At 41.4% G+C, this 14,351-nt stretch carries 12 protein-coding genes, 1 tRNA gene and 1 pseudogene; 4 read left to right on the top strand and 10 right to left on the bottom strand.

Features of this window, described 5'->3' with window-relative positions; genetic code table 11:
• Positions 1-36: 36 nt before the first annotated feature.
• Both ccmB and ccmA read right to left on the bottom strand, forming a co-directional pair.
• Positions 37-696, bottom strand: coding sequence for a heme exporter protein CcmB (gene ccmB, locus ACX8ZY_RS06510; protein ID WP_010257910.1), 660 nt, complete (start codon positions 694-696; stop codon positions 37-39).
• The gene (ccmA, locus tag ACX8ZY_RS06505) at positions 696-1,313 is read right to left on the bottom strand and encodes a cytochrome c biogenesis heme-transporting ATPase CcmA (RefSeq protein WP_192072772.1); all 618 of its coding nucleotides are present in this window, start codon (positions 1,311-1,313) and stop codon (positions 696-698) included. Before ccmA ends, ccmB begins: the two co-directional genes overlap by 1 nt.
• 242 nt (positions 1,314-1,555) lie before the next feature.
• On the opposite strand from ccmA, the gene ACX8ZY_RS06500 reads away from it, so the two are divergent.
• From ACX8ZY_RS06500 to ACX8ZY_RS06490, 3 genes are all read left to right on the top strand, one after another.
• Positions 1,556-2,491, top strand: coding sequence for a formate/nitrite transporter family protein (locus ACX8ZY_RS06500; protein ID WP_010671426.1), 936 nt, complete (start codon positions 1,556-1,558; stop codon positions 2,489-2,491).
• Positions 2,492-2,794: 303 nt separating this feature from the next.
• A tRNA-Arg gene (locus ACX8ZY_RS06495) sits at positions 2,795-2,869 on the top strand.
• Between the two features lie 179 nt (positions 2,870-3,048).
• Positions 3,049-4,314 (top strand): tyrosine-type recombinase/integrase, encoded by a 1,266-nt coding sequence (locus tag ACX8ZY_RS06490; protein ID WP_459260836.1) that lies wholly within the window; start codon positions 3,049-3,051, stop codon positions 4,312-4,314.
• Between the two features lie 60 nt (positions 4,315-4,374).
• On the opposite strand, the gene ACX8ZY_RS06485 is transcribed toward ACX8ZY_RS06490, so the two are convergent.
• The 6 genes from ACX8ZY_RS06485 to ACX8ZY_RS06460 form a co-directional block, all read right to left on the bottom strand.
• Complete coding sequence (locus ACX8ZY_RS06485) at positions 4,375-4,779, bottom strand: S8 family serine peptidase (protein WP_459260834.1); 405 nt, start codon at positions 4,777-4,779, stop codon at positions 4,375-4,377.
• Positions 4,739-5,545, bottom strand: coding sequence for a S8 family serine peptidase (locus ACX8ZY_RS06480; RefSeq protein ID WP_459260832.1), 807 nt, complete (start codon positions 5,543-5,545; stop codon positions 4,739-4,741). The genes ACX8ZY_RS06485 and ACX8ZY_RS06480 overlap by 41 nt, the downstream gene beginning before the upstream one ends.
• Positions 5,542-7,389: an ABC transporter ATP-binding protein gene (locus ACX8ZY_RS06475; protein ID WP_459260830.1), complete on the bottom strand. Its 1,848-nt coding sequence runs from the start codon at positions 7,387-7,389 to the stop codon at positions 5,542-5,544. The genes ACX8ZY_RS06480 and ACX8ZY_RS06475 overlap by 4 nt, the downstream gene beginning before the upstream one ends.
• A gap of 69 nt (positions 7,390-7,458) precedes the next feature.
• Entirely contained in the window at positions 7,459-7,632 is a 174-nt protein-coding gene (locus tag ACX8ZY_RS06470; RefSeq protein ID WP_459260828.1) for a hypothetical protein, read from the bottom strand.
• Between the two features lie 38 nt (positions 7,633-7,670).
• Positions 7,671-8,993 carry a radical SAM/SPASM domain-containing protein gene (locus ACX8ZY_RS06465; protein ID WP_215480541.1) on the bottom strand — a complete coding sequence of 441 codons (1,323 nt, stop codon included), beginning with the start codon at positions 8,991-8,993 and terminating at the stop codon, positions 7,671-7,673.
• Between the two features lie 17 nt (positions 8,994-9,010).
• Positions 9,011-9,805 carry a hypothetical protein gene (locus ACX8ZY_RS06460; RefSeq protein ID WP_459260826.1) on the bottom strand — a complete coding sequence of 265 codons (795 nt, stop codon included), beginning with the start codon at positions 9,803-9,805 and terminating at the stop codon, positions 9,011-9,013.
• Positions 9,806-10,371: 566 nt separating this feature from the next.
• Between ACX8ZY_RS06460 and ACX8ZY_RS06455 the strand changes: the two are divergent.
• Positions 10,372-11,586: pseudogene (locus ACX8ZY_RS06455) on the top strand (sugar porter family MFS transporter); the annotation flags it as partial.
• Positions 11,587-12,020: 434 nt separating this feature from the next.
• Here ACX8ZY_RS06455 and ACX8ZY_RS06450 read toward each other — a convergent pair.
• Positions 12,021-12,761, bottom strand: coding sequence for an LEM-3-like GIY-YIG domain-containing protein (locus tag ACX8ZY_RS06450; RefSeq protein WP_459260824.1), 741 nt, complete (start codon positions 12,759-12,761; stop codon positions 12,021-12,023).
• A gap of 710 nt (positions 12,762-13,471) precedes the next feature.
• The gene (locus ACX8ZY_RS06445) at positions 13,472-14,305 is read right to left on the bottom strand and encodes a GIY-YIG nuclease family protein (protein ID WP_459260822.1); all 834 of its coding nucleotides are present in this window, start codon (positions 14,303-14,305) and stop codon (positions 13,472-13,474) included.
• Positions 14,306-14,351 lie beyond the last annotated feature (46 nt).

The raw sequence follows: 14,351 nt of genomic DNA, 5'->3' as shown, positions 1-14,351 counted from the left end.
TGCCGCGTCTTTTACGCGCGGTTATTTCAACGGCTGTTATTGCAAAGTAATTCTTAGCGCTGCCGCCGTGGCAAACGGGGAGAGCGTGGCGCTGCCCAGCAGCATCGCGCCGAGAATCGCCAGATAGCCATTAATCGGCAACCCCTGACTGGCCGCCTCCATCGCCGCACTGGCGAAGATCAAGACCGGAATAGCCAGCGGCAGCACCAGCAGGCTAAGCAGTACGCCACCGCGCCGTAAACCCACCGTGAGACCTACACCAATCGCGCCGAGAAAACTCAGGGTTGGCGTGCCGAGCAGCAGCGTCAGGGCCATCGCCCGCCAGCCATTAAAATCCAGTGACAGCAGCAGCGCGGCCAGCGGCGACAGGATTATCAGCGGCACGCCTGTGACCAGCCAGTGCGCCACTACTTTGCCGATAACCGTTACCGGCAGCGGCGTCGGCAGCAGTACCAGTTGCTCCAGCGAACCATCGCTGAAGTCATCGCGAAACAGCCGCTCCAGCGCCAGCAGCGACGCCAGCAGCGCGGCAACCCAGGCTACGCCCGGTGCAATGCGCGCCAGCTGTTGCGGGTCAGGTCCGATGCCCAGCGGAAACAGGGTAATAACAATCAGGAAAAACCAGAGCGGATTGATCACATCAGCCCCGCTGCGAAAGGCGATGCGTAATTCACGCTGGATGAGGCGAAACAGCATCAGCCTGCCTCCCCGTCGCCGAGGCGAATTTTGCGCACCCGCGCAGCATCCGCGGGCAAATCCTGATGGGTTGTCAGGATCACTGCGCCACCGTTATCGGCATGCCGGGCGAATTTCGCCATTAATTTTTTAACACCCGCTTTGTCGATGGCGGTCAGCGGCTCGTCGAGAATCCATATGCGGGCCTGGCTGAGCCACAGACGCGCCAGCGCTACCCGACGCTGCTGACCCGCCGATAACCGGCTAACCGGCACCTCTTCGTCGCCCGTGAGATCGACGCTTTCCAGCGCAGCAAAGATCTGCGCATCACTGCAATCAGGATGGTAGAAACGCAGGTTTTCCAGCGGCGTAAGCACGCCTTTAACACCGGGATGATGGCCCAGATAGAGCATCGCCTGATGCCAGGCTTCGTGCTGCCGCAGGATTGGCCGCTGCTGCCAGCGTATTTCACCCTGTTCAGGACGGCTCAGGCCAGCCAGCAGCCGCAAGAGTGAGGTCTTACCGGCACCATTTGGGCCTTCAATCTGCACAATGTCGCCTGCAGAGACGCGAAATGAGAGCTGCCGGAACAGCGCACGTTCGTCGTATGCACAAGTGAGCGTAATGATTTCCAACATCGAGGGGGGAATCGCACCAGCCAAAAGTGGCCGGGATATTACCACAATGTTGCTGTGGGCCGAAGTGTGAGCCACCGCTCAGTTTCGATGCCATGGGTTTATTCGTGCGGTATCGCCCGCAGTCTGAATAAAAATGCAGTTCCGAAAAACGTTGTTACGCTTATTCGCATCGATCGTTACATTATCGGCAAATAAAAAACGGCTACGCTTATTACGCGACAGCACTATCACCAGGAGAAAATATGAAGCCTTCATCAGGTAATGAACAGGGTCCTAACGACGTCGAGAGTGAAGAGAAGGATAAGGGCACTGACATCGAAGTCGATGAGGAGGCTTTACCCTCCCGCGCCGCCGCCATCCATGAAGAGATCCGCCAGGATGGGGAGAAGGAGCTGGAGCGCGATGGTATGGCGCTGCTCTGGTCAGCCATTGCGGCGGGCTTATCCATGGGCGCCTCGCTGATGGCGAAGGGGATATTTCAGGTGCATCTGGATGGCGTACCAGGGGCGTTTCTGCTTGAAAACCTGGGTTATACCTTTGGTTTTGTTATCGTCATCATGGCGCGTCAGCAGCTGTTTACCGAAAATACCGTCACGGCAGTCCTGCCGGTGATGCACAAACCGACCTGGAGTAATGGCGCCCTGCTATTACGTTTATGGGGCATCGTCTTGCTGGGTAACCTGATCGGGACGGCACTGGGTGCGCTGGCGTTTAATGAGATGCCGATATTTGACGAAGCTACCCGTCAGGCGTTTACCAACATCAGTATGAAGGTGATGGAAAATACGCCCGGCGAGATGTTTGCCAATGCAGTGATCTCCGGCTGGATTATCGCCACCATGGTCTGGATGTTCCCCTCGGCGGGGGGTGCCAAACTGCTGGTGATTGTGATGATGACCTGGCTGGTTGCGCTGGGTGATCTGGCGCATATCGTGGTGGGATCGGTGGAAGTGCTCTATCTGGTCTTTAATGGCAGCATCAGCTGGTATGAATTCTTCTGGCCGTTTGCCCTGCCGACGCTGCTCGGCAACATTACCGGCGGCACGCTGATTTTTGCCCTGATCAGCCACGCGCAGATCCGCAACGACATGAGTGAAGCGGCCGTGGCTAAAGCGAAGGCTGAGAAGAAGAAGCAGGAGAAACGTCGCCAGCGTGAAGAGCAGGAAAAGGCTGAGTAAATCCAGGGCAGACAGAGCAGATTGAACCACTCTGTCTGCCTTTCTGGTCTGTTTGCTGAAGGCGATTTGCCAGGCGGGCGTCTGAAAACGTTTACTGGAAGTGGCTGCTGCAAAGAGGGAGTGAAGATTTTAGAGTCGGGGTGCCGCTTCAGTCTGGATGACATCCCGGACTTCAGTACAGCTATTTCCGCTTTCTGCACGTAACGTTAGCGCGCGCAGAAAACCGGGATTGCTGGCGGAATGAGCAAACGGACGGAGACGTAGTGAATCTCACGGCCTCTTTGCGCTATACTGCGCGCCGCTGTCCTCTTAGTTAAATGGATATAACGAGCCCCTCCTAAGGGCTAGTTGCAGGTTCGATTCCTGCAGGGGACACCAAATGCTAGTCTCTCAACGTATCTCAAAGTCTACTTTACCCATTTCATTCAGTCACTTAACTCATCTTTATAGTCCACCTGCGTCTCCAGCGGGCTCACAAAATCCACAGTGTCATGTTGGTACAATTGTTGGTATGTTTGGTTCGATAATGCAGATACCATCAGTCGGGGATTTTTACTATGCCGCTCACTGAGTTAAAGGTAAGAAATGCTAAGGCTGCTGTGAAGCCGGTCAAAATGACAGACGGTAATGGTATGCATCTTTTGATTACCCCACACGGTTCCAAATACTGGCGTTTTCAATATCGCTTTGGTAGCAAACAAAAGATTCTTGCTCTCGGTGTTTATCCTGAGGTCACGTTATCGGAAGCCCGACGCAGAAGAGACGAAGCCAGGCAACTCGTGGCAAATGGCGTTGATCCAAGTGAAAAACGCAAAGCTGATAAGGTCGAGATCAAAGGGCTGCTGACATTTGAAAAGGTTGCACGAGATTGGCATTCCAGTAACAGGACCTGGTCGGAAAACCACAGAACTACTGTTTTAAGCAGTCTTGAAAGTCATTTATTCCCTATTATTGGCAATCGTAATATCACAGAACTCAAAACCCGTGACTTACTGATTCCACTAAAAAGGGCTGAAGCAACAGGTCACCTCGAACTCGCTTCACGTCTTCAACAACGCATAACTGCGATCATGAGATATGCTGTCCACAATGCATTGATTGAGCAAAATCCTGCCTATGACCTCGCTGGTGCCGTAATTTCTAAAAAAAGTATTCACCGCCCTGCCCTTCCTTTAGAACGACTACCAGAGCTCATGCAACGTATAGAAGCTTACAACGGCAAAGGCATCACACAGATTGCGACCCAGCTTACACTCCTGACATTTGTACGTTCGAGTGAATTAAGATTTGCACGCTGGTCAGAGGTAGATTTTAAAAACGCTCTATGGACTATACCCGCAGAGCGCCAAGCACTTGCTGGGGTTAAATATTCAGCAAGAGGGGCAAAAATGAAAAGCCCTCATCTGGTGCCTTTAAGCAAACAAGCTAAAAAATTGTTGTTACAGCTACATGCAATCAGTGGTGGCAAAAATCTCATGTTCATCGGATTTAGTAATGACGACAAACCGATCAGTGAAAACACAGTCAACAAAGCCCTTAGAACCATGGGATACAATACCCAAACTGAAGTTTGTGGGCATGGTTTCAGGACTATGGCTTGCAGTGCATTGATTGAATCCGGGCTTTGGTCAAGAGACGCCGTAGAGAGGCAAATGAGCCACCAAGAGCGTAACAGCGTTAGGGCAGCTTACATCCATAAAGCCGAGCATTTAGAAGAGCGGAAACTTATGCTGCAGTGGTGGGCTGACTATCTGGAAGCTTGTAAAGAAGAAGCACAAACACCTTTTTACTTCTCAAAAAAATCCCATTCTACAGGGACGTAATTTTTTGTGGATAGTTATTAATTAATAAGCATAAAACACTTAGAGTTACTAACTTCTAATTCAGACAGTTATTCTTCCTGCACCATAAAATACATCAAAGAGGTCAGGATATTTTTCTTCTTTTCCAAATATCAACTCATGCCTTACCTGCTGGTGCAGATTTATAACCATAGATTCAAAGCTTGAATAGTTTTTATTCAAATCTCTCGAAGCCTTACTTTTTAAATTGTTAGCTAGTTCAATTGCTGTTTGGTTCATTGAGAGCGATAAATTTAGTGCTGCAACACCAGCCGCTACCGCGCAAGCTCCGCTTGTGCCTTTAAAATTATGCGTATATTTCTTGAGGTCTGCGGAGAGCGTAGTAAGACCTAAGTTTTTAATTTCTCCATTTGAAGAATAGGCATCATGTGATGGAGCACAAAGATCAATACCGGGTCCAAAAACAAGAATAAGATGCTTTCTCATAAAAAGGGCTAATAGCTGATACAACTAATACATTGCTGAGAGTACTTAGATTATTGCTAAAATGAGATGAAAACTTCAGTTCACCATTAATATTTTGTGAGTATACTATCTTCTTATCCCCGTCATAGTTAATAGGGCAATTACTATTACCAGCTGACCACAAAAAAAGCACACCTTTACCTCTTCTCCCTCCTTGAGAGGATAAAGAAGAGATCAAATCAATACTTTCATAATTAAGAATAAAATCAGGAAGCTTTGACCATGTATTTACGAATATATCAACTTTATCCGAGAGAGCCTTAACAAACTGCTGAAATCCAGATTGGTTTATGATAAATCTGTTATCGTAAGGCCATCGGATCGGTAAAATCTTTACCGTAGGGGCAATACCTACAGGAAGGCTATTGCTCAATGGCCCAGCTATCAGACCACAAATTGCCGTTCCGTGCTTGAATTTATCAGAGAAAACTCTATCAGCTTTCGATTTATCTTTAGTTATATTAAGCTTACCGTTTTCAATGTAAGTAAATGCTTCAATATTATCTGAGTAATCATTACTAAAATTGTCAATCAAACACCCATCATCAGCTACTGCAACAACTATGTCACTATCACCAAAAGACTGATTTGAATTCCAATAATATTCAGCATTAACTGAACATAAAGAGCCTGATGTAAAAGAGGGATGCTTACCATGCAAGTGCCATTGGTGATCATAAAGAAGATTATCTTTTAAAAGAGAATTAAGGGCATCAAATGATTTCACTGAGCATCCTCCAGAGATACAGTTTCATTTTCCCAATGCTGTTTATATTCTTTACAACCTATCAAAAGTTCATGGTGCTTCCCTTCTGCGAATACACTACCATTTTTTATGAAAATCACTTTATCCATATCATTAATGATATCAACACTATGAGATATACATATTACTGTTTTATTCGAAAAAAAGTTTTTGAGATTTTCCAAAACTTTCGCTTTGGTATTTGAATATAATGCTGAAGTTACTTCATCAAGTAAGAGAACATTATGTTTTTTAATTAAACCACGAGCTATATTTAATCTCTGCAATTGCCCACCCGACAAAGTAGAACCTTTATTCCCAATTTTTGTATTTAAAAGAGAGGTGAAACTTTCTTTTTCATTCATAAGGTCTTGCAAACAAACCGAACTCAGAACATGCTCAATTTCATTAATAGATAAGCTTTCCTTAGAAGTGCAAATATTATACAAAACCGTATCATCAAAGAAATTTGCGTCCTGAGATACATATGAAATGTTCTCTCTTAGACTTGAGGTATTCAAATCATCCAATTCAGATGTATTAATCAATATAGAGCCATCACTTTCATAATCATATAATCCTAACAACAACTTTAAAATCGTTGATTTGCCACACCCTGTAGCACCGACTAAACCTACCTTTTCTCCTTTTTTAATTTTGAAGTTAATTTCTTTCAAGACCAGCTTTTCGCCGTGTTTCATTGAGACGTTTTTAAACTCAATCAATTCGATATTATTTAAACAGTGATAACCTTCTTTTTCTTTTTCATTCTTTATCAGTGTGTTTAAGCTTGTATTGAATAAAGCATATGCACGAAACAAAGCAGTGAATTGGTCCATTAATGTCGAAAAAAGTCCCTCCAGTTTAAATACCAATGCGTACACAACAGCCACTTCACCTGAAGAAATACCTTTTGAAATCCATAGAAACAAGATCATCAGTGTTATGATAGCCATTATGAGTGAACTTGTAATAATCATTATCGTCTCTGATCTCGTAATTGACCTTAAATACAAAGCAGATTTATTTATAAAATCCTTTAGTGAAACCACTATCCTGTTAGATTCATTTACATCATTGTATTTAGAAAATAACTTCAGAGTTAAAACGTTATTGAAACTATCGCTAATTACTCCATTGACGTTCACGGATTGATTTGCCGACTCACGAGCTAGTTGTTTTGTTTTAGGAACATAAACTTTAGCAATAAAGAAAATCGCGAGCATCCACGTGAAAATTGGAGCAAGCAAATACAGGTTAATCGACGCCATAACAGAGAAGGAGAATATAAAAAAAGCGGTTGTAACCCAAATATTCTGGAAGAACAGAGAAGACATTTCATTGACAGCCTGACCAGCCTGCCAAATAGAAGATGTTATTTTACCAGGATTATTACTGTCAAAAAAAACCATCTTATTTTTCAAGGTTTCTTTGTAGAGCTGAACTCGAACTAATGCACTTAATTTCGAGTAAACTGCTTGATTTATTGTTAGTAAATTTAAGCACCTTAATAGAGGCCTAATAAACAAAAGCATTGCCAAGAAAAGAATAATAAAAATCTGGTTATCGCTTAATGCTTTAATGATAGTATCGCGATCCCGACTAACCTCACTAATCAGATCAACAAGCTTTCCTGAAGAGTGAATTATAAAAACCTCACAACCAGAACATAATAAACCAAGTATGAAAAGTGAAGAAGCTAAAATCTTATGTTCTAATGCAAGTTTAATTAACACTCTTAAAGAATTCTTTTCTTTTAGAAAACCATTATCCTCTTCAAATGGCTTAATAAAGCTCTCAAATTTTTTTAAAATAGAAGTCAGCATTTTCTATCCTTTTTTAAGCAACAGCGCAAAAGCGCTGTTGCTTATCCCTATTGATAATTAAGATTTCATTTAAAAGTGTCCACCGACACCCGGTCCGCCACCACCAGCGCCTACGGCACAGCAAAGGAACTCAAAATTACCTTCTTCATCTTCAGGATGTTTTGAAATGAAAGTAATTTCAACATCTTCATCCTCTAGATTAATATTTTTGTCACTTTGATGCAATTTCGAATCAAGACTCATTTTACTCTCCTTTGATTGGAAAAAACACTACTCACACATCATTCCGCCAGAGACTGCTGTACTCCAAATTTTAGCAATTCCCTGGTGATATGACATATCGGGCCATGCTCGGCTATGCCATCCTTATCATAACGAGCAGATAAGCATCCTGATGCACAACTCCATCTGGCAAAACATTTAGAACAATCACTAAATGAAGTGTTGTTAATTTGTCTTAAAGCGTTAACTTTTTTCACATCAAATTTAAAATTATTATCTTTGAATGTTCCAACATGGAATAAATCATAACCTTCATTTTCACTACGACTATATCGGTGACAACCTGCTACCTCCCCTTTTGGAGTAACAGCAAATTCTACGTTACAAAAACGACCACCTCTGCGATCTACATTACCCATTAATTTGTTTGTGACATTAATGCCATTTTTTTTAGCTAAAAAATAGGCTTCTTTAAATTGATCTATGAACTCTTGTTGTTTAGGTTTTGAAAGTTCACTATCTGTAGCTCGGCCAATCTCAGCCATTGGTTCCATGCGAACTTCCTTGGCTGATGTATAGTCCCTTATGTATTCGACCATTTCAACTAAACGTCCTGTTGATTCGCTAGATAAAGTTGTCCTAAAATGATATGGAACACCATGCTTCGTTAATAACTCGCTTGTTCTAAGTAGCGCTTTTTGTGAACTTTTTCCATTCGGGAAAGAACGGTTCAATTGAAGGTCGGGTAATACGTCAAATGATAAAGTTACAAAGTCGATATTTTTTTTGAGCCACTTTGCCTTTTCATCATTGATCAACACTCCATTAGTTATTAATCTGATATAAGTATTCACGCCAGCCTCGTCAGCTTTATACTTGATGTAATTATTTATCCATACAATCAATTCCCATTCCGTTGTAGGTTCTCCCCCTCCAAGGTATCTGAACTCTGCGGTGTTACTTGAGATTGATTTTGCATTTTCAATAGCAATGTCAACAGCCTTTTTAGCTATTTCTTTGCTCATTGCTTCACTCTTCTCACCTGTCGCCCTGGCATAACAGTAGTTACAAGCCAGATTACATGTTTCAGTAAGCAGCAAAGTGGCCTCAAACGGCTTAAAATCTTCAAGATCTTCTATTACAGGTAACGGCTTAATATTTTCTCCAATAACATTCCACTTGGACAGTTTTTTTATTATCGGATGATTTATTTCTTCAGCATTCAGATTAACATGATTTGTAAGCTTTTCAATTAATGGTAAAGATGCCTTACTACTTTTAAACGCTATACCTCTTAAAGGCAAATGTGAGTATATAAGCCCATCATCTCCTTCAAAGTGATACATAGGTGTATTCAATACTTTATGCTCCGATGAACTCATAACTCACCTCACTTTATTTAAAGTAATATAGTTTTTAATTTCTCTTCAAGTTCTACTTCTAAGTTAATTTCGTGCGCATTTCCTTTATCAAGAAAATTTGAGTGCCTTTTATTAAGAAGTCGATGCAAGTGGTAGTGAGATGGTTTCTTGATTAAGATTAATTTCATTCCATCGGGAAATTCAACACCACAGTGTCTTGTTTCATTTGCATAATTACCTGAAACTAATTTGGATTTATGGAATTTAAGGTTTAACTCTTTCTTCCAGACTCTTATATGTGGATTAATTAGCTTCTTGCCATACATGTCTTTGTACATTTTTGAATTTACAATATAAGACGAAGTAGAATTCAATGTATAGCATTCAGTCATTACGGCTTGGTGTTCAGCATAATCTGTGCAGATTTTCTCATAGAAAGAAAGATCATAAACATCATCCGCATCATGTTGCATAACCCAATCAACATCTTTTTTGTACAAAATGTCTAAGGCAGCATTGCGAGCTGATATCTGATCATAACCCCCATCTCGGATCGAAGTTTCATAACCAGAACCATAGTTCCCACATTTAACTTCGAACTTATGCGAAAAACACTCTGATGATTCCAAAAAGGCATAATTTTGATTTATGTTTTCGTTATCAGTGATCAGAATAAGAATGTTAGAAACAAATTCAGAGCGTGCTGCAAAAGATAGTGTTTTAAAAGCCAGCAATAGCTCATCACTACTGACCGTGCAAAAAATCCCTACAGAACACCTATACTTAGCTTGCTTACAATATGCTGGATCAGTATTAATGATGTGTTCACTCACTACGCACCTCCATGGAATTCCAAGAAGCTAACTCATCAGTAACGTGAAAGGTTAAAATCAACCTAACACTACTTTTGTGAAGTTATATTCATCAGAAATGTTTCAGAATAGGCGGTTAGTATGTAAGTTTGTTAATTTTATGTTGCGTGTAAAACTTTGCATTAGCTCTGGACTATATGAAAATATCACTATTTATGGATGGACTCCCAACCATAAAGCAGAACTTTCAACTACAAATATCACTTTTATTTATTAACTAAATGGCTTTTCCATATTAATAAGTTACATTTATTAAAATCTTAATACTCCTCTATATTTTGCTAATAATTCAAAAAAATATATTTATCATGCTAATTATACATGTGTTAGTAATCAAGAATTTCGTTTCTATATTTGAATGAAGTTTCCAGATTATTGCTCACATGTGAGTGAAAATTCACATCATGCCGTCTCATACGAGATGTGTTGTCCAGTCAAAACAATGAATGTCTTTTTGTATCAATAACCACAGCTCTCGCTGGGCTTCTCCTTGGGCTTGATATAGGTATTATCTAAAGTGCCCTGCCACTCTGGGAGCTGCGATAGGAGCAATCTGTAACGGCTGGGTTTCACATCGACTGGGAAGAAAGTACAGCCTTATGGCTGGAGCCATACTCTTCATAATGGGTTCCCTTGGATCAGCCTTCGCCACAAGTGTTGAAGCTCTGCTTACATTCAGGGTTTTACTCGGGCTGGCCGTTGGTATCGCCTCCTATACCGCCCCACTCTATCTGTCAGAGATGGCAACAGAGAATGTTCGTGGAAAAATGATTAGTCTTTACCAGCTCATGATCACCTTTATTATTGTCGTAGCTTTCCTGTCGGATACAGCATTCACTTACAGTGGCAACTGGCGGGCAATGCTTGGTGTTCTCGCTATACCAGCAGTAGTTCTTTTCGTTATGGTCATTTTCCTGCCAAACAGCCCCCGCTGGCTGGCTTCCAAGGGCATGCACGTTAAGGCGGAAGAAGTTCTGCGAATGCTTCGTGATACCTCAGTGAAAGCCAGACAGGAACTGAATGAGATAAGGGAAAGCCTTCGTATGAAGCAGGAAGGATTTGCTCTTTTCAGGCAAAACGGGAATGTTAGACGCGCCGTCTACCTTGGTATGTTGCTGCAGGGCATGCAACAGTTCACGGGTATGAGCATCATCATGCATTACGCTCCTCAGATTTTCAAAATGGCTGGTTTCCAGAGCACACAGTAGCAGATGGTTGCAACCATAGTAGTTGGCCTGACCTTCATGTTTGCTACCTTCATTGCGGTCTTCACCGTTGATAAAACGGGAAGGAAGCCAATCCTTAAAATTGGATTCAGTGTTATGGCATTCGCCACTATGGTTCTGGGCTACTGCCTCATGAAAGCGGGTCAGGGAAATATCAGTAACGGTCTGTCATGAGTGTCAGTGGGTATGCCAATGTTGTGTATAGGCGGCTATGCAATGAGTGCTGCCCCGGTTGTCTGGATAATTTATTCAGAGATACAGCCTCAGAAATGCCCGGACTTCGGGATTACCAGTTCAACAACTATTGACTGGGTTGCCAACATGATAATCGGAGCAACCTTCCTGTCACTTCTGGGTAGTATTGGGCCTGCAGGAACATTCTGGCTGTATACCGGCTTCAACCTGATCTTTATCGTGATAACTTTTCTCCTGATCCCTGAAACCAAAGGGGTCACTCTTGAGCATATTGAAAAGAATCTGATGTCTGGCAAGAAGCTCCGTGATTTAGGCCAATAAATTTCATTATTCAATAAAAAGCCAGTCACTAATGACTGGCTTTTTGGCATTGCACTATCGCTTGCAGTGCATTAATTGAATAGGTCCTCAAAAATTTCACAATCTATGACTTAGATATTTATTCCGAAACCCCAAGGGAATGTATCGATTTCAGACGTATTTGATACTGCAGCCCAATTAATTTTGGTATTTTTAGGTTGGCTAGTGAGAACACCTTCATCACAATCCCAGATAAAGTCTACCTCTAAAAGAGGACCAGGAACTTGAGGTGATAAGGCACCAAAAGCAATGTAGTTCCCGGCTCCTTTTGTCCCCTCCCTCCCAGTTATCAATAGTTCACTGTGTCAATAGGAACTCTTATAAAGGTGAATTTTCAAACAGGTTGACATCCTTTGATAACGGAAGAGTAGTCATAAACTTTGACATGCAAAAAATCATATAACCCCAACTCTTACAAATGGACTTCCATGGCTCCTCGGTTTTTTTATTAACTTCCCAACATATAAACCCCTTACCTCTTTAGAAGCAATACGTCCAACGAATTCGAAACGATTGTAATTATCGTCAATATTCAAATCCCGAGTAAAATACTGTTGCGAACCAGCCTTGACCCAGCAATCTATTTCGTATACTTCCATAATAAGTCCGCCATATGTTGCGTAAGCAAATCTAAGTTGTTTATCTTTAGGAATGTTAGCCCATATGCCACGTGTAGCCTCATATAGTTCCAGTGAAGTCATACCAGACTTATATGTACTGTTGAGAAGAAAAGCGAGCCCAGCATGCTCAGGTAATACCTCCGTCTCTTCTTTTAGGAGCAAATGTTGAAGCTCATTAAGAGTAATACGCCCCATCATTGAACTGCTTCCACGTACTTTGTTTGTTAACTCTCCAACACCTAAGAGATCAATACAAGTTGCCTCTACAAGTTTCGCCGTTGGCTCATCCATGCCATGACGAAGAATATCAATACCCAATTTATTTTTTACAAGAAGCTCTTTAATGCGTTCAGATTTTTGAGAGCTATCAGGACGTTTAATGTGGTCAAGGCAACGACCAGACTTCCCTTTCCCAATGTAAAAGGGCTTTTTTGAATCATCATCTATGTCATAAAAGGCATAAACATAATACTTAGCCAATTCCAAAGATTTAGTATACTTTATAAAATCATTCAAGGTTTTTATCTCCGGCAATTCATATATCTATCTATTAATAAAAACCATAATATACTAAAAAAAGGATCATTATGTATATGAGTACATCATTTTAGATTTCCATCGTTAAACTGTAACTCGCCACTTATCTTGCTAAAAACCTTAAAAAATATTTTTTATCGAACCGATACCTATCTTAAACTTTTTGATCGGAATCAAAAAATCAACCAAAACAAAAAAATACCTCTTGTTTGTTTTTTAGCCAAGGCGTACTGTGCATTTGCAGACAAAAAATGGAGATAGAGTAATGCCTAAGTCAGATTGGGGCTATGTTAATACCTCTCAAGAATACGAACTCAACGACCTACTCAGTAAACATGGCTACAGAGAAACAGCCGTGAACAGGAAACTACTCAAAGATAATCTACCAGCAAATACTAAACATGGTGATGTCGCTAATTTAATTCATAACATTAAGGGGTTAGAGAAATAACAACCCACTTAAACAATCAATAAAGACCGCTTATAGCATTTTCTATAGCGGTCTTACTGCATTTTTCAGATAGATGCAAAAAACCTTAAAATATACTGATTTTTATTAAAATGACATTCACAATTTTAAAAAGCCTAACTTTTAAAAAGTTTTAAAAAAATTATCGTTAAATAATTTTAAACCCAGAACCTGCCATCTTAATTACACCCTAACGATATCTTTAAACTTCAACAATTGATTAATTTTTGTTATACCCAAATTTTCTAGAGAGAAGTATAGTTTTCCAGTGCTTTTCACGGCGGTTAATTTCATTCACCTCGGCATTATTGTCAATCACTTCAAGTATCGCAAAAGTTATATGTTGCAAACGGCTTTCGTCGCCTGTACCAAAAGCTTCCTTAAGCCCCAAATTGCCGCCATGCCCGGAACCAAAATAATGTTCCCATCGTCCCCATATTCCTTCACTGCCGTCAGCCTTTCCAACATAAAGCTTCCCTTCAAGTTGATCAGTTAAAACATAAATTCCTTTAACTATTGATAATGCGGTTCGCCAAGATTTTAAATTAAGCCTAAGAATTGCACCTATACTGCTATAATCAAGTATAATGTTACGGTAACCTGGAAACTCTCCAAAACTCAGTCGCGTTGGAGTTATAGCAGTTACATACAATTGGTTTTGAATACTTTCACCAACCCGGATAAAACTTCTCGCAGGATTTTTAAACGTGACATACATACGTCCCGCATATTCTTCAGTCTCAACTATTTTTTTAAGATAGTACTGATAGTACATATCCTCCCGGTTAGCATAGGCATTTTTTCCCGCATTGCCCACTTGTTGAAATGCGCCCGCAAACAACCAAGTTTCAGACCCTACAATCCTGATTAGTGAAACAACATATTTACGATTGAACTCAAGTCTCTTCTGCCAGCACTGCCAATCATCGAATGTCTCTTCTCGAAATTTAATCAGTGGATCCTCATTATAGTCATTCACTTGTGCTAAATGGACTTTCGTAGATTCAGGTGTTAGATCTGGGAATGTCATCATCAGATAATCAAAAAGCTTCAATTCGTTTCCTCATGCCAAATTTTTCAAAATCTCAGTAACGCAACTG

Source organism: Pantoea sp. XAF26B01_ASV70, assembly GCF_054512635.1.
The sequence above is the reverse complement of the archived record's forward strand: the minus strand, read 5'-3'. Positions and strand labels throughout refer to the sequence as shown.

Coding starts and splice junctions, on each gene's coding strand:
- ACX8ZY_RS06470 (WP_459260828.1), bottom strand. CDS start 7,632: ATGAGTCTTGATTCGAAATTGCATCAAAGTGACAAAAATATTAATCTA.
- ACX8ZY_RS06475 (WP_459260830.1), bottom strand. CDS start 7,389: ATGCTGACTTCTATTTTAAAAAAATTTGAGAGCTTTATTAAGCCATTT.
- ACX8ZY_RS06485 (WP_459260834.1), bottom strand. CDS start 4,779: ATGAGAAAGCATCTTATTCTTGTTTTTGGACCCGGTATTGATCTTTGT.
- ccmA (WP_192072772.1), bottom strand. CDS start 1,313: ATGTTGGAAATCATTACGCTCACTTGTGCATACGACGAACGTGCGCTG.
- ACX8ZY_RS06500 (WP_010671426.1), top strand. CDS start 1,556: ATGAAGCCTTCATCAGGTAATGAACAGGGTCCTAACGACGTCGAGAGT.
- ccmB (WP_010257910.1), bottom strand. CDS start 696: ATGCTGTTTCGCCTCATCCAGCGTGAATTACGCATCGCCTTTCGCAGC.
- ACX8ZY_RS06490 (WP_459260836.1), top strand. CDS start 3,049: ATGCCGCTCACTGAGTTAAAGGTAAGAAATGCTAAGGCTGCTGTGAAG.
- ACX8ZY_RS06465 (WP_215480541.1), bottom strand. CDS start 8,993: ATGAGTTCATCGGAGCATAAAGTATTGAATACACCTATGTATCACTTT.